Here is an 18,497-nt window from a genome sequence, read left to right as displayed (position 1 = left end):
CGCGGCCGGCTGAACTGGATGGTGACCCCGCCTTGCCCGGCCACGAGACCTCCTTGACGCGCCGCTGTACCGGCCGTCCGTGAACGTCCGGCCCGCCTGTCATTCCTCACCCGAGAGCCTACGTCGGTTCGGGGCCGTGCCAGCCCCGGAGGTCCGCCGACTGGGATCGAAATGTGAGGGTTTATATGGTCCCTTGCGATGTTTCGCCCGGCTCGCCGTAATCCAGATCACCGCGCGTCCCAGCCCGGCCGGTCGCGCGATCTGGCTGGCCTGCCGGGTCGGAACCAGATCCCGCCCTCCGGTGCCGGCCGGGCGCCGGTCGGGTTTTCCGCTGGTGTGCGGTGTTCCGGCTGCGCCGACCCGATGACCTCGCCGGCCACGCTGTCCGGTGCGGTAGCCCGGCGGCGCAACGCGATGACCAGCCCGAGGACGAGCACCGTCAGTGGCACCGAGACCGCACTCAGCAACACCGCCCGCCGCTGTGCTGGCGTCAGTCCGTCGCGGCCGTCGGGCGCGGCCCCGGCCGGGCGCACGCTCGGTGCGTCCACCGGTGCGGGCGGCGGCAACACCGCGGGCTCCTCCGGCGCCACCGCGGTGATCCGGAAGCTGAGCTGCATCCGTTGGCTGGTGCCGTTCCGGGGGGCGAGCCGACCGATCACCGCGCCGGAGAGCGGCGCGTCGCGGCGGGCCTGCGGCGTCGCGGCCAGCGGCAACCGCAGGTGCGCGGTACGCCCCGCCGGAACGGACCCGAGGTCGCACCGGGTACGCGTCGCCGCCGTCGCGGCGCAGCCGGCCGGTGGTGCCGGCACGGTGATCCCGGCGGGCAGCACCACGTCGACCCGACCCGTGGCGTCGACCCGACCGGTGTTGCCCAGCCGGAGGGTGAGCGCGGCACCGGCGCCATCGACGTCGAAGGTGACCTCGCCGGCCCGCATGGTGATCCCGGGCGCGGGTGGGCCGGGCGGGAAGAGCACGGCGAAGCCCTCGTCGTCGCTGGCGGTCCCGGCTGCGCCGGTGGCCGTCACCCGCACCGATCCGGCCAGCGGCATCCCGCGCCAGGCGTCGCCGTCGACCCGTACCCGCAACCGGGTGCTGAACCGCGCGCCCGGCGCCGCCGTCCACTGGGCGCAGCGGTACTCCCGGTTCCCGGCGGCGGCGCAACCGTGCGTGCCGGCGTCGGCGATTCCCGGCGGCAGGCGGTAGGTGAGCCGGATACCGGCGCTCGCCGAGCCCGTGTTGGTGACGGTGACCTGCAGGGTGGTCACCGTGCTGGCGGCCTTCCAGTAACCGGCGGGGAGCGTGATATCGCCGGTGGTGACCCGGACCCCGGCCGAGACGGGTGGCGCGAGGGTCGGGCCGGGCGGCCGGACCGGCGGGGAGTACGTGGGCCGGGGCGGGGTGACGGCGGGCGGGCCGCTGCTCGGCGCCGGCGCGGCCGTGGTGGCGCTCGGCGTGGGCGACGCCGACGGTGTTGGCGGCGCACTCGTCTCGACCGGGGGTTCCACCGTGGGCGGAGGCGACGTGGGCTCGGGCTCGTCCGTCGGTTCGGCGGGTGGGTGGTACGGGCCCGGCTCGGCTTCCCCACTCACCGGCGGCACGGCTGCCGCCGCGCCCGGCAGCACCGCGACCGCGGCGCCGGTCGCCAGGCCGATGGCGAGGGCGGACGCCACGGCGCGACGCCAGCCGGTCGTCGGCCTGGCCGGTCGTCCGTGCAGACGGACCATGGATCCTCCGGTGCTGGTGGTGGTGATCCCATGTTGGTCGGAAGTTGCCCTGGGACACTAGTCCCAGGTGGAAATAGGTTCGCGACGCGGCGGCGTCTCCACCGGGCCGGTACGCTGATCGACCGTGACCGGTTACCTGGGCTCGTACGCGACGCTCGGGCTGTTGCTGCTCGCCGGGGTCCTCTTCCTCGTGGTCGCGTTCTCGGCCAACCGGGTGCTGCGGCCCGCCCGCCCGGCCGACCCACCCGGCAAGCGCGCCAGCTACGAATGCGGGATCGACCCGGTCGGTGGCGACTGGGCACAGATGCAGATCCGCTACTACGTCTACGCCTACCTCTACGTCCTGTTCGCCGTCGAGGCGGTGTTCCTCTTCCCCTGGGCGGTGGTCTTCGACCGGCCCGGATTCGGGCTGGTCACGGTGGTGGAGATGGCGATCTTCGTCGGCGTACTCGCCCTCGGCCTGCTCTACGCCTGGCGGCGCAACATCCTGCGCTGGACCTGACCCGGTCACCCTTAGGCAAGCCCGCGGCGGGTGAGCGTGGGCGGGCGGTGGCCCTGGATGGCGGCGACCATGTCCAGCAGGCGGCGGGTCGGGCGCACCTGATGGGCCCGGAACACCCGAGCGCCCAGCCAGGCCGAGACCGCCGTCGCGGCGAGTGTTCCCTCCAGCCGCTCGGCGACCGGCAGGTCCAGCGTCTCGCCGATGAAGTCCTTGTTCGACAGCGCGACCAGCAGTGGCCAGCCGGTGGCGGCCAGCTCACCGAGCCGCCGGGTGATCTCCAGCGAGTGACGGGTGTTCTTGCCGAAGTCGTGCGCCGGGTCGATGAGGATCCCGTCGGGGCGTACGCCCAGCGACACCGCGCGCTCGGCGAGCCCGGTCACCGTCGTGACCACGTCGGCCACCACGTCGTCGAAGGCCGCCCGGTGCGGCCTGGTCCGCGGGCTGAGCCCGCCGGCATGCGAGCAGACCAGCCCGACTCCGGTCTGCGCGGCGACCCGCGCCAGCGCCGGATCCGCGCCCGACCAGGTGTCGTTGAGCAGGTCCGCGCCGGCCGCCACCGCCTCCACCGCGACCTCGGCGCGCCAGGTGTCGATCGAGATGACGACCGCCGGGAAGGCGGCCCGGACGGCCGCGATGGTGCCGACCGTGCGACGGATCTCCTCGGTGACGTCCACCTCGGCACCCGGCCCGGCCTTCACCCCGCCGATGTCGACGATGTCCGCACCCTCGTCGACCGCGCGCTCCACCGCCCGCAGGGCACTGTCGGCGTGGTACGTCGCGCCCCGGTCGAAGAACGAGTCCGGGGTCCGGTTGACGATCGCCATCACCACCAGGTCGTGGGCGCCGAACGTTCGACCTCCGAGCCGCAGCACCCCGGCCACGCCGCCTCCTCCATCGCCGTACGCCGCCGGCCGATCACGCCGCCGCCAGGGTGACGCTATCCGGTCGCTGGCCGGGTGCCCCGTCCGGTACGCCGCGCCGGGTGGGGTCGCTCGGTTCCGCTCGGCGTGCCACGATCAGTGCATGGGTCAGCTTCTGCTCCTGCTGGTCGTGGCGGTCACCGTCGCGGCGGTGGTGTTCGGCGTTACGGTGCTGGTCACCGGTCGGGATCCCGGTCTGGTGCCGGCCGAGGCGGACGGTCGCGCGGTGCCGCTGCCCGGCGACCGGCCGTTGCGCGAGTCGGATGTGGGCGAGGTGCGCTTCGACACCGCGTTGCGCGGGTACCGGATGACCCAGGTCGACCAGGCGATGCGCCGGGCGGCGTACGACATCGGCTACAAGACGGAGCTGATCGGGGTGCTGGAGGCCGAGGTGGCCGCGTTGCGGGAGGGTCGGACGAGCGAGGCCGACGCGTTGCGGCGGGCCCGCGAGCAGTCCGCCGGAGCGGCCACCGTCCCGACCGGGGGGGTCGGCACGACGGCGGAAGCCGGGGGCACGGACGCCGCGGGCGTGCCGGCCGGGGCGGCGGAGCCGACGGCTGCGGCGGCGACAGAGCCGGAAGTCGCAGTGGCGGAGCCGGACACTGCGGTGGCGGAGCCGGACGCGGCAGTGGCGGAGCCGGACACCGCGGTGGCGGAGCCGGCCGGGAGCAACGGCCAGGCCGGGGGTGACGAGCCGGCCGATGCCGGGCCACCGGAGGCCGGGCCGCGCGGTCCGGTGGTCCGGTCGGAGTCGGCGTGAGCGGCCCGGACGGCGCCGACGATCTACGCGAGGCGGCCCAACCCGGCGCCGGGGAGGTCACCGCCACCGTGATCGTCGACGCGCCCGCGGAGCGGGTCTTCGCCGCCCTGCTGGCATGGGAGCGGCAGTCCGACTGGATCCCGTTCACCACCGTCCGGGTGGTCGAGGGCGACGGCGGCGAGGGGAGCCTGGTCGAGGCGGTCACCTCGCTCGGCCCGGCGGTGCTCCGGGACAGGATGCGGGTGGTCCGGGTGGACGCGCCGTACGAGATCGGCGTGGTGCACTGCGGCACGCTGCTGCGGGGCCCGGGTGTGCTGCGCTGCACCCAGCTGGCGAGCGGCCGCAGCCAGGTGGTCTGGCACGAATGGTTCCACCTGCCGGGCGGCCCGGCCGGGCGGGTGGCCTGGCCGGTGCTCTGGCCCGGCTCCAAGTTCAGCCTCACCCAGGCGCTGCGCAGGTTCGCCCGCCAGGTCGAGCAGGGCCGCCTACCCTGACCGCGGCTGCGGCGGTGGCCGGCTGTCGGAGGGCTCGCCTAGCCTGGATGTCGTGACTGAACTGGTGATCGGTGCCGACGGGCTGGCCCGTTGTGGCTGGGGCGCGAGCACCCCCGACTACGCCATCTACCACGACACCGAGTGGGGCCGCCCGCTGCACGGTGACGACGCCCTCTACGAGCGGATGACGCTGGAGGCGTTCCAGTCCGGGCTGTCCTGGTTGACCATCCTGCGCAAGCGGCCGGCCTTCCGGGCGGCCTTCGCCGACTTCCGGATCGACACGGTGGCCGGCTACGGCGAGGCCGAGGTGACCAGGCTGCTCGCCGACGCGGGCATCGTCCGCAACCGGGCCAAGATCGAGGCGGCGATCGCCAACGCCCGGGCCGCGCAGCAGCTGCCGGAGGGGCTGTCGGCGCTGCTCTGGTCGTTCGCCCCGCCGCCCGGCCGGGCCCGACCGGGCTCCTCGGCCGGCGTGCCCGCGCTGACCGACGCCTCCACGGCGATGGCCAAGGCGCTCAAGAAGCGTGGCTTCCGGTTTGTCGGCCCGACCACGGCGTACGCGCTGATGCAGGCCACCGGAATGGTCGACGACCATCTCGTAGGCTGCCACGTCGAGCCGTCCGGGGTGGGCGTGATGGGATGAGGGCATGACGACCGACACCGCGCACCGGGCGAACGGGGCGAGCCACGCGGACGGCACGCGCACCTGGGCGGTGCTCCTGCCCGCCGGACGGTACGACGCCGAGCGGCTCGTCCACCACGACACACTGGAGTTGACGGGCCTGGACGGCGTCGCCCTGCCCCGCTTCAATGATCAGGTCGCGGTGCTGGCCGACGAGCCGCCCCGGCTGGTGGCGGTGGGTCGGGTCGCCGGTCCGACCGCTCGCCGCCCCGAGGATCCTGACGACCCGCAGTCCGACCGGGCGCCCGACGCGCTGGTGGTGGCGTACACCCGGCGGGCCTTCGACGAGCCGGTGCCGGCCGACGCGCTGATCCTCGGCGGGCCGGTCACCGCGCTCGACCCGGCGACGTTCCGCGCGCTGGTCGACCAGCTCGGCCCGGCGCCGCTGCGCCGCAACTGGCTGGTGAGCCTGGATCTGCCGATCGAGGCCGACTCGCCGGCCGAGGCGGTGCGGCTGTTCTGGGCATACGTTCAGGAGCTCGGCCCCCGGGAGCTGCCCGCCTTCGTCTCACCCTCCGGCGACGAGCTGGCCATGCAGGCGTTCGTGCTCGGCGCCGAGGCGAACCAGGATCCGGAAGAGGACGACTGACCCGGCTCGGCGACGGTCAGCGGCCCTCGAAGACCGGCTTCTGCTTGTCGACGAAGGCCAGTGTGGCCGCGCGATGGTCGGCGGTCCCGCCGCAGATCGTCTGGGCCTGTGCCTCGGCGGCCAGCGCGTCGGCCAGGGTGCCGGCGTCGGCCACCGAGAGCTGGCGCTTGATCGCCCCGTACGCCACGGTCGGGCCGGCGGCGAGTCGGGCGGCGAGTTCCTGGGCGGTGGGCAGCACGCTCTCGTCGTCGTCCACCATCCGGTTGAGCAGTCCCAGCCGGCACGCCTCCTCGGCGCGGACCGGCTCGGCGAGCATCAGCAGCTCGACGGCCTTGGCGTGGCCGACGAGCCGGGGCAGGGTCCAGGAGGCGCCGGTGTCGGCGGCCAGCCCGACCTTGGCGAACGCCATCAGGAAGCTGGTCGACGGCCCGCCGATGCGGATGTCGGCCAGGAACGCCAGCGAGGCGCCCGCCCCCGCGGCCATCCCGCGGACCGCGGCCACCACCGGCTTGGGCAGGCTGGCCAGCCGGGCCGCGATCGGGTTGTAGTGCGCACGGACGGTGTCCAGCGGGTTCCCGACGCCGGCCTGGAGGGTGTTCACGTGCTCGCGCAGATCCTGACCGGCGCAGAACGACGCACCGGCGCCGGCGAGCACCACCGCCCGGCAGCTCCGGTCGGACTCCAGCTCGGCGAGGGTGTCCCGGAGCGCCTCCTTGAGCGCCACGTCGAGCGCGTTCATCGCCGCCGGGCGGTTCAGGGTGAGGGTGGTGACGGCGTCGGTGCGATCGACGAGCAGCGGCTCGGTCACGTGTGGCGACCCTTCTGTCGGGCTATCCGGTGTCCGCCGTCGAGGCACTGCTCGACGTAGCGGTCGGCGGCCGGCCGGAGCCGGGCGGCGTGCCGGTCGAAGAAGCCGGCCGCGGCGGTGCCGGGCCAGCGTTCGGGCAGCAGCGCCGGCGGCAGCTGCGGATCCCGGAAGAGGAAGGTACGCCAGGCGTGCACCAGCCGGAATCGGGCCGAGTACGCCTCCTCGTCGCCGCTGCGGGCGGTGACGCCGGTCAGCAGCGTCCGCTGGTCGGCGACGAACCGCTCGTACGCCCGACCGATCTCGGCCAGGTCCCAGGCCCGGCGGACCAGGCCCATCGCGCCCGGCGTGCCGGCGGCGTGCGCGGCGTTGAACCGCTCGAAGCGCACGCCCGCCTCGCTGAGCAGCAGGTCGACGTCCTCGGCCGGGCGGGTGGCCACCCAGGTCTGCTCGTCCAGCGTGCCGTAGCCGAGGAACCGCAGGTTGGCGGCGAGCCGCTGGCGGTCGCGGCGCGCGCTCGGCGCGTCCAGCACCAGCAGGTCGAAGCGCCCGTCCCAGGTGACCCGGCCGGTGCGGTAGATCCGGGAGGCGGCCTCGTCCAGCCGGCGGGCCGCCTTCGGTGTGATCGAATATCCGGGCCCGGACGTCAGTTTGACCGGTTCGAGCCAGCCTTGGCGCACCATGCGGGAGACCGCCGTCCGCACGGCGGGCGGGGCGATGCCGAGCGGTGCCAGCAGCTTGACCAGGGCGGCAACGGGTGCGCGGCCACCCCGGGGCCGGAGGTGGTCGCCGTACAGGTCGAAGAGTGCCGACCGTGCCTGCATGACCGCACATTGTGACAGGCCGTCTCGGGATAAGCTAGATGCTGTTACATCAATGCTGCTTCGGTTTGGGTCCGGCGGTGTTCATCAGGGAAAATCGTTGGTCGACACCCACATGCAGGTTGCGGGTGGTCATGGCGAAGTGGCTGTGGGGCAACCCACCGACCCTGGTGTAGGTCTGAGGGGAGACAACATGGCGGCGATGAAGCCGCGGACGGGCGACGGTCCGCTGGAAGTCACCAAGGAGGGCCGGGGCATCGTCATGCGGGTCCCGCTGGAGGGTGGTGGCCGGCTCGTCGTCGAGATGACTCCCGACGAAGCGACCGCTCTCGGTGACGCGCTGAAGGCGGCCGCCGGCTGATCATGGTGGTTCGTCGGCGGCGCTCGCGGCCGCAGACGATTCGTCTAGGCCTAGCCCTGAGTCACCGGTTCCGCCGGTGACTCAGGGCCTGCACACCATCGCGCGGGCCACCCACCCCGCGATCTTCCCCGGGAGGTACGGCTCCGCGTGCTCGCCATCCGTCTGACCGCCGAGCCGGACCGGCTCGACACCCTGGCCCTGCCCGTGCGGCCGGGCGCCACCGACGACGCACCGGCAGAGCCGGTCCAGACCGGGGTGACGCTGCCCGACGGGGTCGCCGACGAGGCGGCCGCGCTGATCCCGATGGCACGGTTCGAGGGCCGTGCCGGCGAGGTCCGTGCGCAGCTGCGACCCGGGCGTACCCCCGACCGGTTGCTGCTGCTCGGGGTCGGTGCAGGGGACGAGGCCGCCTGGCGGGCGGGTGGCGCGGCGCTGGCCCGGGCGGCAAGAGATGAGACTCATATCACAGTAGCGATGCCGGACGGTGCATCGTCCGAGGCGGTGCGGGGCCTGGTCGAAGGGCTGCTGCTGGGTTCGTACCGGTTCCGGCTGGGCGCCGACGCCGACGCCCCCGCGCTGGCCGGCGTCGACCTGGCGGTCGCCGTCCCCGGGGCGTACGAGCAGGCCGTCGAGGTGGCCCGGACCACCGCGCGGATGACCCGCCTGGCCCGGGACCTCACCAACATGCCCTCCTCGGTCAAGAACCCGCAGTGGTTCGCCGCCCAGGTCGCCGAGGCCGTCGCCGAGTTGCCCGGGCTCGGGCTGCGGGTCCGCGCGCCCCAGGAACTGGCCGCCGAGGGCTTCGGTGGCATCCTCGCCGTCGGCGGCGGATCGGCCAGCGGTCCACGCCTGGTCGAGCTGGACTGGCATCCGGCGGACGCCCGTACCCACGTGGTGCTGGTCGGCAAGGGCATCACCTTCGACACCGGCGGCATCTCGATCAAGCCGGTGCCGGCGATGAAGCTGATGCGCAAAGACATGGCGGGGGCCGCCGCCGTCGTCGCGGCGACCCTCGGCGCGGCGGCGCTGGGGCTGCCGGTCCGGGTCACCACGCTCGCCCCGCTGGCCGAGAACATGGTCAGCGGAGCCGCGTTCCGGCCCGGCGACATCGTCCGACACTACGGCGGGGTGACCAGCGAGACGACGAACTCCGACGCCGAGGGCCGCCTGGTCCTCGCCGACGCGCTGGCGTACGCCGTCCGGGAGCTCGAACCCGATCTGCTCATCGATCTGGCCACCCTGACCGGGGCCAACGCGGTGGCGCTCGGCACCCGCACCGGCGCCCTCTACAGCGACAACGACCAGCTCGCCAAGGATCTGCTGGCGGCCATCGACGCCGCCGGCGAGTTCGCCTGGCGGATGCCGTTGCCCGCCGACTACGTCGAGCACCTCGGCAGCGACCTGGCCGACCTGCACAGCGCCCCGACGCAGGGCGCCGGCTCCGTGCTGGCCGCCCTCTACCTGCGGGAGTTCACCGGAGACCTGCGCGAGCGGTGGCTGCACATCGACATGTCCGCGCCCTCCTGGTGCGAGCGCGACGACGCCGAGCTGACCCGGGGCGCGACCGGTTGGGGCGTACGCGGGCTGCTGCGCTGGTTGGCGACGCTGTCCTGACGCCGGCCGTCCCTCAGCAGCGCACCGCGGCCAGCAGCCCGTGGCCGACGGGCAGCAACGCCGGGATCCAGTGCTCCGACTCGCGGATCGCCTTCACCGTCTCGCGTACGGTCACCGTCTCCGCGTCGCGGGCCGCCGGGTCGCCGATCCGGCCACCGGCGAGCGCACCGTTGAGCACCAGCACACCCCCCGGCCGCAGCAGCCGCAGCGCGGCGTCCACGCAGGCGGTGAAGCCGGTCGCGTCGGCATCGACGAAGACCAGGTCGTACGCGCCGTCGGCGAGCCGGGGCAGGACGTCCAGCGCCCGGCCGGTGATGATCCGCGTCCGGCCGGAGACGAAACCGGCCTCGGCGAAGATGCGCCGGGCGATCCGCTGGTGCTCCACCTCCACGTCGATGGTGGTGAGCACCCCGTCGGCGCGCATACCGCGCAGCAGCCACACGCCGCTGACACCGGTGCCGGTGCCGATCTCGACCACCGCACGGGCATTGCCCGCGGCGGCGAGCAGGCGCAACGCGGCGCCCGCACCCGGTGTGACCGCGTCGAGGCCGACCTCGCGGGCGAGGCTGCGCGCGGTCCGCAGCACGAGGTCCTCCGTGACGTACGACTCGGCGAACTGCAGGGCCGGGTTCGTCGAACTGCCGGAACCGGCGACCGTGGCGATGGGACACCTCCGGGCGACGAGCATGATGCGCAGGGCGGGTGGGCACTGTGACTCTAGATGTGGTCTGCCACGAGCGCAGCGGGGCATCCACCCGCGGTGACAACCGCTGACCCCGCGCGGCGCATCCGTGCAATCCTGGAAGCGGTATCCCGTCGACCGCACCCCGGCGGCGCCGGATCGCGGATGGTGGATACCGGGGGACGGAGTGTGGGAGGCACCGAGTGACCGACGGCTGGGACTGGCGCCGGCCCGGCGCGAGCGGGGCACCGGCGGGACAGCCGGGGCCCGGGCATCCGTCGGCGGGCGCGCCGACGACACCGGGCGACGGCGGCCACGGCGCCGCGTCGCCGTGGTGGTCCGACGCGCTCGCCGACCCGTGGCGGGATCCGTACGCGCCGGCGGCGGTGGTGCTGCCGGCCGCACCGATCGCCGGCACCGAGCCGGAACCGGTCACCGATCCGGATGCGCCCGGACGGACGCGGCTGCACCAGATCCTGCTCATTCCGCTGATGGCCGCCCTGCTCGCCGGCACGCTCGGTGGCGCTCTCGGCTACGCGTTCGCCGTCCGGGGCGGTGCGGGCGGTGCGGTGCTCGGCGCGGCTCCCGGTGCCGCGCCCACGCTCGCCCAGCGCCCGCCGGAGTCGCTGGCCGGGGTCGCGGAGCGCGTCCTGCCCAGCGTGGTCACGGTCCGGGTGGCCGGTCTGGGCGGCACCAGCGAGGGGTCCGGGTTCATCGCCAGCGCCGACGGGCACGTGATCACGAACGATCACGTGGTCGCCGGCGGCACCGGTAAGGCATCCGTGATCTTCAACGACGGCAGCTCGGCCGCGGCGACGGTGGTGGGCCAGGACCCGGAGTCCGACATCGCAGTGATCAAGGTCTCCCGCAGTGGGCTGCGCCCGGTCGAGTTCGGCGACTCCGACGCGCTGGCCGTGGGCGACCCGGTGCTGGCCATGGGTTCACCGCTGTCGCTGGCGAACACGGTCACCGCGGGAATCGTGAGCGCCCTGGACCGGACGATGCACGCCGGCGACCCGGGCGGCCCGACGCGCTACTACGCCGCGATCCAGACCGACGCCGCGGTCAACCACGGCAACTCGGGCGGCCCGCTGGTCGACGCGGCGGGACGGGTCATCGGAGTCAACTCCACGATCAAGTCCCTGGTCGCCGACGGCCAGGAGGCCGGCAACATCGGCCTCGCCTTCGCCATCCCGATCAATCAGGCGAAACGGATCACGCAGGACATCATCGGCACCGGCAAGGCTCGCCGTACGGTGATCGGCGCTCAGGTCGGCGGGCCCGGCTCGGGCACGAGCGGCGCCGGGGTACGCCTCTCGACGGTCGAGCCGTCCGGCCCGGCCGCCGGTGCGGGGCTGCGGGCCGGTGACGTGATCCTGAGGCTCAACGGGCGCCCGATGACCGAGCCGACCGACCTGATCGCCCTGGTCCGCAAGCACGCGCCCGGCTCGGTGGTGACCGTCGAGTACCGCCGGGGCTCCACCCGGCAGAACGCCTCGGTGACCCTCGCCGCGGACGCGAAGTGACCCGTCACCCTCTTCTGGCCGGGCCGCCGACGTGCGTACTCTGGCTGCGGTAGCCGGGGGAGGAGGCCGAGGGTGTTCGAGAATCTGAACGTGTGGGAGGTCGGAGCGCTGCTGCTGCTCGCGTTGCTGATCTTCGGCGACCGGCTGCCGGCGGTGATCAGCGACGGGCTGCGGATGGTGCGCAACCTTCGCAACATGGCCCGCAGCGCCACCAGCGACCTGAGCAAGGAGCTGGGCACCGACATCCAGCTGGAGGATCTGCACCCCAAGGCGTTCATCCGCAAGCACCTGCTCAGCGAGGAGGACGAGCAGGCGCTCCGCAAGCCGTTGCAGGGGGTCTACGACGACCTCCGGGCGGATGTCACCGGTGTGCACAACGAACTCAAGGACGTCGCCAACGCGGCGGACCCGCGCCGGCCCGGCACCTCGTCGGCACCTCCCGCCGCCCCGGCCCCGCGCGCCGCCAGCTACGACGAGGTCACCTGACGATCGGCCGGCTCAGCGGCCGATCGGGTCAGCGATCGGCCGGACCAGCGCCCAGCCGGCCAGCGGCGACCCGCTTAGCGGCCGGCCGGCTTGAGGCCCAGCGGCTTGCCGAGCAGCGACTCACGGCGCAGCGCGAGCCGGTCGGCGACCTGGCCCAGCGCCTTCGCCGCCGGGGAATCCGGCTCGGCGAGCACGATCGGGTTGCCGTCGTCGCCCGCCTCGCGGACCCGGGTGTCGAGCGGCACCTGACCCAGCAGCGGCACCTGCGCGCCGATGGTCTGCGTCAGCGAGTCGGCCACCGTCTGGCCGCCGCCGGCCCCGAAGATCTCCATCCGGGAACCGTCCGGCAGCTCCAGCCAGGACATGTTCTCGATCACGCCGACCACGCGCTGGTGGGTCTGCAGGGCGATCGCGCCGGCCCGCTCGGCCACCTCGGCGGCGGCGGCCTGCGGGGTGGTGACCACCAGGATCTCGGCGTTCGGCAGCAGCTGGGCCAGCGAGATGGCCACGTCGCCGGTGCCGGGGGGCAGGTCGAGGAGGAGGACGTCGAGGTCGCCCCAGTAGACGTCGGCGAGGAACTGCTGCAACGCGCGGTGCAGCATCGGGCCGCGCCAGACCACGGCCGCGTTGCCGGCGGTGAACATGCCGATCGAGATGACCTTCACGCCGTGCGCCTGCGGCGGCATGATCATGTCTTCGACGCGGGTGGGGCGGCCGTCCGCGCCGAGCATCCGGGGCACGGAGTGCCCGTAGATGTCCGCGTCCACCACGCCGACGGAGAGGCCCCGGGCGGCCAGTGCGGCGGCCAGGTTCACCGTGACGCTGGACTTGCCCACGCCGCCCTTGCCGCTGGCCACCGCGTAGACCCGGGTGCGGGAGCCGGGCTGAGCGAACGGGATGACCGGCTCCTCGGTCGCGCCGCCACCGCGCAGCTTCGCCTGGAGCCCCTGGCGCTGCTCGGTGCTCATCACGCCGAACTCGATCTCGACGCCGGTGACCCCGCTCACCGCGCTCACCGCGGCGGTGATGTCCGTCCGCAGCTTGTCCTTCAGCGGGCAACCGGCGACCGTGAGCAGCAGCTCGACCCGGACCACGCCGTCGTCGCCGACCTCGGCGGAGCGGACCATGCCGAGTTCGGTGATCGGCCGGCGGATCTCCGGGTCGTTGACGGTGGCCAGGGCGGCCTGGACGGCGTCGTTGACGGTGCTGACGGGAGCTGACATGCCCGCAATGCTACGTCGGTCGCCCTCCGCGACCGGCGCCAGTAACCGGGGTGTGCGCGAGTCGATCAGCTCTCCGGGCGCCGCGGCGCCTCGACGTCGTGACGCCCGTCACCGGCATGGTCGCCGTCCACCTCGTCGCGGGGCTCCTCCAGCCCGTCACCGCCGGTCTGGATGCCCGGCCCTTCCCGCTGCCGGCGCTCCAGCCGCTGCCGGCGGTGCGCCGCCTCGTCCAGTTCCTCGGCCAGCCGGGCCAGCTCCGAGCGGACGAAGTCCCGGGTGGCCACCTCACCCAGCGCGATCCGCAGCGCCGCGATCTCGCGGGCGAGGTACTCGGTGTCCGCCTTCTGCATGGTCGCCCGGCGGCGGTCCTCGTCCAGCGCGATCCGGTCGCGGTCGGCCTGGCGGTTCTGTGCCAGCAGGATCAGCGGTGCCGCGTACGAGGCCTGGATCGACAGGACCAGGGTGAGGAAGGTGAAGGTGTACGGGTCGAAGCGCAGCCCCGCCGGGGCGAGAGTGTTCCAGACGAACCACGCGGTGATGACCAGCGTCATGTAGACGATGAAGTTCGCCGTACCCATGCCGCGCGCGATGCCCTCGGCCCAGCGGCCGAAGGTCTCCTGGTCCACCCGGGGCAGCTTCAGCCCGCGGGGCTCGCGCGGAAGGTCCAGGCGTTCCGCCCGTCGCTGCTCGCTCATCGATCACCGTCCGTCACCGCGTCGGGGGCGGCCGCCCTCGTCGCCGCATCCGGATTGCCGCCCGTCGTCGCGTCCCGGTCCCGCCAGTCCCTCGGCAGCGAATGGTCCAGCACGTCGTCGACGGTGACGGCACCCACCAGTCGGTTGTTGCGGTCGATCACCGGCATGCCCACCAGATCGTAGGTGGCCATCCGGCGGGTGATCTCCGGCAGGGGGGTGGTCGGGCGCAGCGGATCGATGTCGTTGACCACCACCCCGCCGAGCAGGTCGGCCGGGGGCTCGCGGAGCAGCCGCTGGAAGTGCACCATGCCCAGGTAGCGGCCGGTGGGCGTGGCCATCGGCGCGCGGACCACGAACACCTGCGCGGCCACCGCCGGGGAGAGCTGCGGCTCCCGGATCCGCGCGAGGGCCTCCGCCACGGTCGCGTCCGGGGGCAGGATCACCGGTTCGGAGGTCATCACGCTGCCCGCCGTGCCCGGGGTGTACTTCAACAGCTGCCGCACCGAGTCGGCCTCGTCGGGCTCCATCAGGTCGAGCAGCACGTCCTGTTCCGGTGGGGTCAGCTCGCCGAGCAGGTCGGCGGCGTCGTCCGGGTCCATCTCCTCCAGGATGTCGGCGGCCCGTTCGCGGTCCAGCGCGGCGAGGATCTCGACCTGGTCACGCTCGGGCAGCTCGCTCAGCACGTCGGCGAGCCGCTCGTCGTCCAGGGCCGCGGCGAGTTCGTTCCGCCGGGCGTCGGGGAGATCCTGCAACGCGTTGGCCAGGTCGGCCGGGCGCATCTCCTCCAGCACGGCCAGCAGGTTGGCGGTGCCGCGGGTGTCGGCGACGCCGCTGAGCCCGCGTACCTGGTCCCACTCGACCTGGTGCAGGTTGCCCCGGCGGGCCAGCCGGCCGGTCTGTTCGCGTACGGCGACCCGGGTCAGGGACCACTCGCCGCCCCGGCTGCACTCCATCGCCACGTCCACCACCGCCGCGGCCCGGCCCTCCGGGGCGATCTGCACCCGGCGATCCAGCAGCTCCTGGAGCACCAGCAGCTCGTTCGGGCGCTTCTCGAACCGGCGAAGGTTCAGCGTGCCGCTGCCCAGCACGACGGCGTCGGCGTCGATGGTGGTGATCCGGTTGATGGAGAGGAAGATCCGTCGGCGCATCGGCATCTCGGCGACCAGTCCCACCACCTCGGGCGGTCGTTGGCTGGCCCGCAGCCGGGCCACCGCGTCGCGTACCCGGCCCACCTGGTCGCCGTTGGGGTCGAAGACGGCGACTCCGGCGAGGCGGGCGAGGTAGACCCGGGTCGGCGTGCTCACGGGCACCAGCCTAGGGCGTCCGTCGGCGTCCTCGCCGCGCTGCGACGTCGACGGACGTCCGAGGGCCTAGTGTTTATCACCATGTCGACCCTGGCTTACGAGATCGTGGACGTCTTCACCGACCGGCCGTACGCGGGGAACCCGCTCGCGGTGGTCTTCGACGCCGACGGGCTGGCCACCGATCAGATGCAGGCGATAGCCCGGGAGTTCAACCTCTCGGAGACGGTCTTCGTGCTGCCCGCCACCCAGGTCGGCGCCACCTACCGGGCCCGGATCTTCACACCGGTCGACGAACTGCCGTTCGCCGGTCACCCCAGCGTCGGCGCCGCGGTGACGGCCTGCCGGCGGGGCCTGTTCGGTGTGGGACAGGTCACCCAGGAGTGTGGCGCCGGGGTGCTGCCGATCGAGGTGACCGACGGCGCGGCCACCCTGACCGGTGGCAGCCCCACCCTCGGGCCCGAGCTGGATCCGGAGCCGCTGCTGGAGATGGTCGGGCTCGGTGCCGACGACCACCTCGGTCCAGCGCCTCGGGTGGCCGGCTGCGGCCTGGAGTTCCCGTTCCTGCCGGTACGCCCCGACGCGCTGGCCCGGGCCCAGGTCGACCCGGTGGCGGCACGGCGGTACGGAATCGATCATGTCAGCGTCTTCTCCTGGAACGCCGCCGCGCAAACCGCGCATGTCCGGGTCTTCGTGCCCGGTCTCGGTGTGCCCGAGGACCCGGCGACCGGATCCGCCGGGCTCGGCCTGGGGGTGTGGTTGGTCGCCAGCGGCCTGCTGCCCGGCGACGGGCGATCGTCGTACACCGTCCGCCAGGGTGCCGAGATGGGCCGGCCGTCCTCGCTGGCGTGCACGGTGACCGCGGCCGGTGGCACGGTGTTGGGTGCGAGCGTCGCCGGCCAGGTGATGCCGGTGGCGCGGGGGGAGATCCTGATCCCGCCGTTCGTCGGCTGACCGTCGGCGCGGACCGGCCCGGGTACGAGAGGATGCGGCGATGACCGACGAGCACGAGAGCGCCCTGGTCGACGAGGCGATGAAGAAGGCCTCGGTGGCCTGGGTAGGGGTGGCCGACGGCCCGTCGCACGCCCTGTGGTGCGTACCCCTGGAGAATGCCCTGTTCGTGGTCACTGGCCCGGGAGAGCAGTCCGCGCCCGGGCTGGCCGAGGCGGACGAGGCCCGGGTGACGCTGCGCGGTGACCATGGTGGCCGGATCGTCACCTGGCCGGCGCGGGTGACCCGGGTGACCCCGGGCACCGAGGAGTGGGACACGCTGGCCCCGCTGGTGGGTGCCAAGCGGTTGAACGCCCGGGGCTCCACCGCGGACCTGGTGGCCCGCTGGGCCGCCGACGGCTGCGCACTGGTCCGACTCGCTCCCGGCGGCGAGCCGGTGCACGGCGCCGAACTGCCCGCCGGTTCGCTGGCCGAGCCGCCCCGGCCGTCGCCGGCGACCCGGGCCACCCGCAAGCCGTTCCGGTTGCACCGCGTCCGGGGTCGTTGACGCCGCCGCGCAGCCGATCGTGCCCGACCGAGTTCACCACGGCGCGCCCACCGGGGTGGTGACCTCCTCGACCAGGTCGATCACCTCACCGAGACTGGTCATCACCCGACCGGACCAGCCGGCGTCGAGGTTGAATACCAGGTGGTCGACCAGGTCGGGTGCGGCCAGCCGGACGGCGCTCATCCCGGCGCGCTGCGCGCCGGTCAGCTCCTGACTGCCGCCGTCACCCACGTAGAGGCAGTTGCGCGGGTGCAGGCCCAGCCGCGTGCACGCGGCCAGGTAGAGCGCCGCGTCCGGCTTGCACCGTCCCACCTGTACGGAGAAGACCCGGACGTCGAGCAGCGGAGCGATCGCCAGCCCTGGTAGGAACAGCGGCAGCTCGTGGGTGCAGTCACTGATCAGACCGGTACGCACGCCCCGCCGCCGCAGCGCCCGCAGGGTCGGCACCGCCTCCTCGCGCAGCCGGGTGTCCGCGCGGATGGCCTGGTGCCGGAGGGCGACCGCCGCCCGCAGCGCCTCCTCCGGCGGGCGTACGCCGGCCTGGTCGCACACCCAGCGCAGGGTCGCCTCGGCGCTGCCGAAGCGCCCGCTGGCGCGCTCGTAGAAGCTGCGGTCGAGCACCTCCACGAAGGTGTCCGGCGGGCAGCCGAGCAGCTCGGCGGTGGTGCGGTGCCCGGCGCCACGCTGGACCGGACGGGTCAGCGTGCCGAAGAAGTCGAACAGCACCGCCTGGAACCTGGGCATGGGGAGCTGCCTCCGGGCGATCACGAGAGCCCCGACGAGAACGCGCATGATCGTAACCGAATGCTGACGGAAAGTGGTGACCGGCGCCGTGTGAGGATTGCATCTCGTGCCCCCCGAATCCCCGCGCCCGCCGCTGAACCTGCTGACCGGCGCGGCGCTGGCCGTTGCCGTCGTCGCCGTCTCGTCGTCGGCGCCGCTGATCGCCTTCGCCGCCGCGCCCGCGCTCGCCGTCGCGTTCTGGCGCAACGTGCTCGCGGTCGCCGTGCTGAGTCCCTTCGCGTTGGCCCGCCGGCGGTCCGAGTTCCGCTCCCTGGTCACCGGGGTCGGCCGGCGGGAGGGGATGTTCTGCGTGCTCTCCGGGGTGGCGCTGGCGGCGCACTTCGCCACCTGGATGCCGAGTGCGAAGCTCACCTCGGTCGCCGCGGCGACGGCCCTGGTCGCCACGCAGCCGGTCTGGCAGGGCCTGATCGCGCGCGCCCAGGGTCGCCGGCTGCCGGCGGGTGTCTGGGCCGGGATCGGGGTGGCGGTCGTCGGGGCGGTGCTGGCGACCGGGGCGGACTTCACGGTTTCCGGCGAGGCGTTCACCGGCGACCTGCTGGCGCTCGCCGGTGGTCTGTTCGCGGCGGTGTACACCGCGCTGGGCGAGCGTGCCCGGGTCACGGTCAGCACCGCCACCTACACCACGATCTGCTACGGGGTGTGCGGGCTGATCCTGCTGGTGGTCTGCCTGGTCGGCCGGGTGCCGCTGGGCGGCTTCGACACCGGGACCTGGCTGGCGGTGCTCGCCCTGGTCGCCGGTGCCCAGCTGCTCGGCCACTCGATGTTCAGCTACGCGCTGCGGCGGATCTCGGCCACCACGGTCAGCGTGTTGATCCTGCTGGAGGCCCCGGGCGCGGCCCTGATCGGCTGGGCGTGGCTGGGCCAGCTGCCCGACCCGGTGACGCTGCCCGGCCTGTCGCTGCTGCTGGTCGGCGTCGCCGTGGTGGTGCTGTCCACCGCCAGGACGGCCCGGCGTACGGCACGGGTCAGCACCGCCGTCCCGGCGGACGCGGCCCCGGTCCGCGAGTGAC

21 protein-coding genes are annotated in these 18,497 nt (G+C 73.9%); 12 read left to right on the top strand and 9 right to left on the bottom strand.

Annotated features, from left to right (window positions below; all coding sequences use genetic code 11):
• Nucleotides 1-227: 227 nt before the first annotated feature.
• Nucleotides 228-1,724: a hypothetical protein gene (locus O7615_RS06805; RefSeq protein ID WP_278176478.1), complete on the bottom strand. Its 1,497-nt coding sequence runs from the start codon at nucleotides 1,722-1,724 to the stop codon at nucleotides 228-230.
• Nucleotides 1,725-1,848: 124 nt separating this feature from the next.
• Between O7615_RS06805 and O7615_RS06800 the strand changes: the two genes are divergently transcribed.
• On the top strand, nucleotides 1,849-2,226 hold the full coding sequence (locus O7615_RS06800; protein WP_278176477.1) for an NADH-quinone oxidoreductase subunit A: 378 nt from the start codon (nucleotides 1,849-1,851) through the stop codon (nucleotides 2,224-2,226).
• Nucleotides 2,227-2,237: 11 nt separating this feature from the next.
• On the opposite strand, the gene folP is transcribed toward O7615_RS06800, so the two are convergent.
• On the bottom strand, nucleotides 2,238-3,107 hold the full coding sequence (gene folP, locus O7615_RS06795) for a dihydropteroate synthase (RefSeq protein WP_278176476.1): 870 nt from the start codon (nucleotides 3,105-3,107) through the stop codon (nucleotides 2,238-2,240).
• A 142-nt stretch (nucleotides 3,108-3,249) separates the two neighbouring features.
• Between folP and O7615_RS06790 the strand changes: the two genes are divergently transcribed.
• Genes O7615_RS06790 through O7615_RS06775 form a run of 4 tightly spaced genes read left to right on the top strand, consistent with a single transcriptional unit; the run spans nucleotide 3,250 to nucleotide 5,671 of the window.
• Entirely contained in the window at nucleotides 3,250-3,906 is a 657-nt protein-coding gene (locus O7615_RS06790; RefSeq protein ID WP_278176475.1) for a DivIVA domain-containing protein, read from the top strand.
• A complete protein-coding gene (locus O7615_RS06785) occupies nucleotides 3,903-4,400 on the top strand; it encodes an SRPBCC family protein (protein ID WP_278176474.1) in 498 nt (165 codons plus the stop codon). The genes O7615_RS06790 and O7615_RS06785 overlap by 4 nt, the downstream gene beginning before the upstream one ends.
• 52 nt (nucleotides 4,401-4,452) lie before the next feature.
• A complete protein-coding gene (locus O7615_RS06780; RefSeq protein ID WP_278176473.1) occupies nucleotides 4,453-5,043 on the top strand; it encodes a DNA-3-methyladenine glycosylase I in 591 nt (196 codons plus the stop codon).
• A 4-nt stretch (nucleotides 5,044-5,047) separates the two neighbouring features.
• Entirely contained in the window at nucleotides 5,048-5,671 is a 624-nt protein-coding gene (locus tag O7615_RS06775; protein WP_278176472.1) for a hypothetical protein, read from the top strand.
• A 16-nt stretch (nucleotides 5,672-5,687) separates the two neighbouring features.
• Here O7615_RS06775 and O7615_RS06770 read toward each other — a convergent pair whose 3' ends face one another.
• Both O7615_RS06770 and O7615_RS06765 read right to left on the bottom strand, forming a co-directional pair.
• The gene (locus O7615_RS06770; RefSeq protein ID WP_278176471.1) at nucleotides 5,688-6,479 is read right to left on the bottom strand and encodes an enoyl-CoA hydratase-related protein; all 792 of its coding nucleotides are present in this window, start codon (nucleotides 6,477-6,479) and stop codon (nucleotides 5,688-5,690) included.
• Nucleotides 6,476-7,300, bottom strand: coding sequence for a PaaX family transcriptional regulator C-terminal domain-containing protein (locus O7615_RS06765; RefSeq protein ID WP_278176470.1), 825 nt, complete (start codon nucleotides 7,298-7,300; stop codon nucleotides 6,476-6,478). The genes O7615_RS06770 and O7615_RS06765 overlap by 4 nt, the downstream gene beginning before the upstream one ends.
• A gap of 190 nt (nucleotides 7,301-7,490) precedes the next feature.
• On the opposite strand from O7615_RS06765, the gene O7615_RS06760 reads away from it, so the two are divergent.
• Both O7615_RS06760 and O7615_RS06755 read left to right on the top strand, forming a co-directional pair.
• Nucleotides 7,491-7,658 (top strand): DUF3117 domain-containing protein, encoded by a 168-nt coding sequence (locus tag O7615_RS06760; protein ID WP_013283866.1) that lies wholly within the window; start codon nucleotides 7,491-7,493, stop codon nucleotides 7,656-7,658.
• A gap of 147 nt (nucleotides 7,659-7,805) precedes the next feature.
• Nucleotides 7,806-9,272 carry a leucyl aminopeptidase family protein gene (locus tag O7615_RS06755; protein WP_278176469.1) on the top strand — a complete coding sequence of 489 codons (1,467 nt, stop codon included), beginning with the start codon at nucleotides 7,806-7,808 and terminating at the stop codon, nucleotides 9,270-9,272.
• A 13-nt stretch (nucleotides 9,273-9,285) separates the two neighbouring features.
• Here the strand turns inward: O7615_RS06755 and O7615_RS06750 are convergent, their stop codons facing one another.
• Nucleotides 9,286-9,960 carry an O-methyltransferase gene (locus O7615_RS06750; protein WP_347405075.1) on the bottom strand — a complete coding sequence of 225 codons (675 nt, stop codon included), beginning with the start codon at nucleotides 9,958-9,960 and terminating at the stop codon, nucleotides 9,286-9,288.
• Nucleotides 9,961-10,157: 197 nt separating this feature from the next.
• Between O7615_RS06750 and O7615_RS06745 the strand changes: the two genes are divergently transcribed.
• Together O7615_RS06745 and O7615_RS06740 are read left to right on the top strand one after the other, a co-directional pair.
• The gene (locus O7615_RS06745; RefSeq protein ID WP_278176468.1) at nucleotides 10,158-11,480 is read left to right on the top strand and encodes a trypsin-like peptidase domain-containing protein; all 1,323 of its coding nucleotides are present in this window, start codon (nucleotides 10,158-10,160) and stop codon (nucleotides 11,478-11,480) included.
• Between the two features lie 72 nt (nucleotides 11,481-11,552).
• Complete coding sequence (locus O7615_RS06740; protein WP_278176467.1) at nucleotides 11,553-11,966, top strand: preprotein translocase subunit TatB; 414 nt, start codon at nucleotides 11,553-11,555, stop codon at nucleotides 11,964-11,966.
• A gap of 74 nt (nucleotides 11,967-12,040) precedes the next feature.
• On the opposite strand, the gene O7615_RS06735 is transcribed toward O7615_RS06740, so the two are convergent.
• The 3 genes from O7615_RS06735 to O7615_RS06725 form a co-directional block, all read right to left on the bottom strand.
• Nucleotides 12,041-13,189 (bottom strand): Mrp/NBP35 family ATP-binding protein, encoded by a 1,149-nt coding sequence (locus O7615_RS06735; protein ID WP_278176466.1) that lies wholly within the window; start codon nucleotides 13,187-13,189, stop codon nucleotides 12,041-12,043.
• A gap of 65 nt (nucleotides 13,190-13,254) precedes the next feature.
• The gene (locus tag O7615_RS06730; protein WP_278176465.1) at nucleotides 13,255-13,884 is read right to left on the bottom strand and encodes a DUF1003 domain-containing protein; all 630 of its coding nucleotides are present in this window, start codon (nucleotides 13,882-13,884) and stop codon (nucleotides 13,255-13,257) included.
• Nucleotides 13,881-15,188: a CBS domain-containing protein gene (locus O7615_RS06725; protein WP_278176464.1), complete on the bottom strand. Its 1,308-nt coding sequence runs from the start codon at nucleotides 15,186-15,188 to the stop codon at nucleotides 13,881-13,883. The genes O7615_RS06730 and O7615_RS06725 overlap by 4 nt, the downstream gene beginning before the upstream one ends.
• Before the next feature lie 81 nt (nucleotides 15,189-15,269).
• Here O7615_RS06725 and O7615_RS06720 point away from each other — a divergent pair, with 81 nt between their 5' ends.
• Together O7615_RS06720 and O7615_RS06715 are read left to right on the top strand one after the other, a co-directional pair.
• Nucleotides 15,270-16,139, top strand: coding sequence for a PhzF family phenazine biosynthesis protein (locus O7615_RS06720; RefSeq protein ID WP_278176462.1), 870 nt, complete (start codon nucleotides 15,270-15,272; stop codon nucleotides 16,137-16,139).
• 40 nt (nucleotides 16,140-16,179) lie between these two features.
• Nucleotides 16,180-16,683 (top strand): hypothetical protein, encoded by a 504-nt coding sequence (locus tag O7615_RS06715; protein ID WP_278176461.1) that lies wholly within the window; start codon nucleotides 16,180-16,182, stop codon nucleotides 16,681-16,683.
• Between the two features lie 33 nt (nucleotides 16,684-16,716).
• Here O7615_RS06715 and O7615_RS06710 read toward each other — a convergent pair whose 3' ends face one another.
• Nucleotides 16,717-17,427, bottom strand: coding sequence for an HAD family hydrolase (locus tag O7615_RS06710; protein WP_278176459.1), 711 nt, complete (start codon nucleotides 17,425-17,427; stop codon nucleotides 16,717-16,719).
• 106 nt (nucleotides 17,428-17,533) lie between these two features.
• Here O7615_RS06710 and O7615_RS06705 point away from each other — a divergent pair, with 106 nt between their 5' ends.
• A complete protein-coding gene (locus O7615_RS06705; RefSeq protein WP_278176457.1) occupies nucleotides 17,534-18,496 on the top strand; it encodes a DMT family transporter in 963 nt (320 codons plus the stop codon).
• Nucleotide 18,497: the final 1 nt, after the last annotated feature.

It is taken from the genome of Micromonospora sp. WMMD1082 (genome assembly GCF_029626175.1).
GTDB lineage: Bacteria > Actinomycetota > Actinomycetes > Mycobacteriales > Micromonosporaceae > Micromonospora.
The sequence above is the reverse complement of the archived record's forward strand: the minus strand, read 5'-3'. Positions and strand labels throughout refer to the sequence as shown.

Coding starts and splice junctions, on each gene's coding strand:
- O7615_RS06805 (WP_278176478.1), bottom strand. CDS start 1,724: ATGGTCCGTCTGCACGGACGACCGGCCAGGCCGACGACCGGCTGGCGT.
- O7615_RS06790 (WP_278176475.1), top strand. CDS start 3,250: ATGGGTCAGCTTCTGCTCCTGCTGGTCGTGGCGGTCACCGTCGCGGCG.
- O7615_RS06775 (WP_278176472.1), top strand. CDS start 5,048: ATGACGACCGACACCGCGCACCGGGCGAACGGGGCGAGCCACGCGGAC.
- O7615_RS06765 (WP_278176470.1), bottom strand. CDS start 7,300: ATGCAGGCACGGTCGGCACTCTTCGACCTGTACGGCGACCACCTCCGG.
- O7615_RS06760 (WP_013283866.1), top strand. CDS start 7,491: ATGGCGGCGATGAAGCCGCGGACGGGCGACGGTCCGCTGGAAGTCACC.
- O7615_RS06750 (WP_347405075.1), bottom strand. CDS start 9,960: ATGCTCGTCGCCCGGAGGTGTCCCATCGCCACGGTCGCCGGTTCCGGC.
- O7615_RS06735 (WP_278176466.1), bottom strand. CDS start 13,189: ATGTCAGCTCCCGTCAGCACCGTCAACGACGCCGTCCAGGCCGCCCTG.
- O7615_RS06730 (WP_278176465.1), bottom strand. CDS start 13,884: ATGAGCGAGCAGCGACGGGCGGAACGCCTGGACCTTCCGCGCGAGCCC.
- O7615_RS06720 (WP_278176462.1), top strand. CDS start 15,270: ATGTCGACCCTGGCTTACGAGATCGTGGACGTCTTCACCGACCGGCCG.
- O7615_RS06715 (WP_278176461.1), top strand. CDS start 16,180: ATGACCGACGAGCACGAGAGCGCCCTGGTCGACGAGGCGATGAAGAAG.
- O7615_RS06710 (WP_278176459.1), bottom strand. CDS start 17,427: ATGCCCAGGTTCCAGGCGGTGCTGTTCGACTTCTTCGGCACGCTGACC.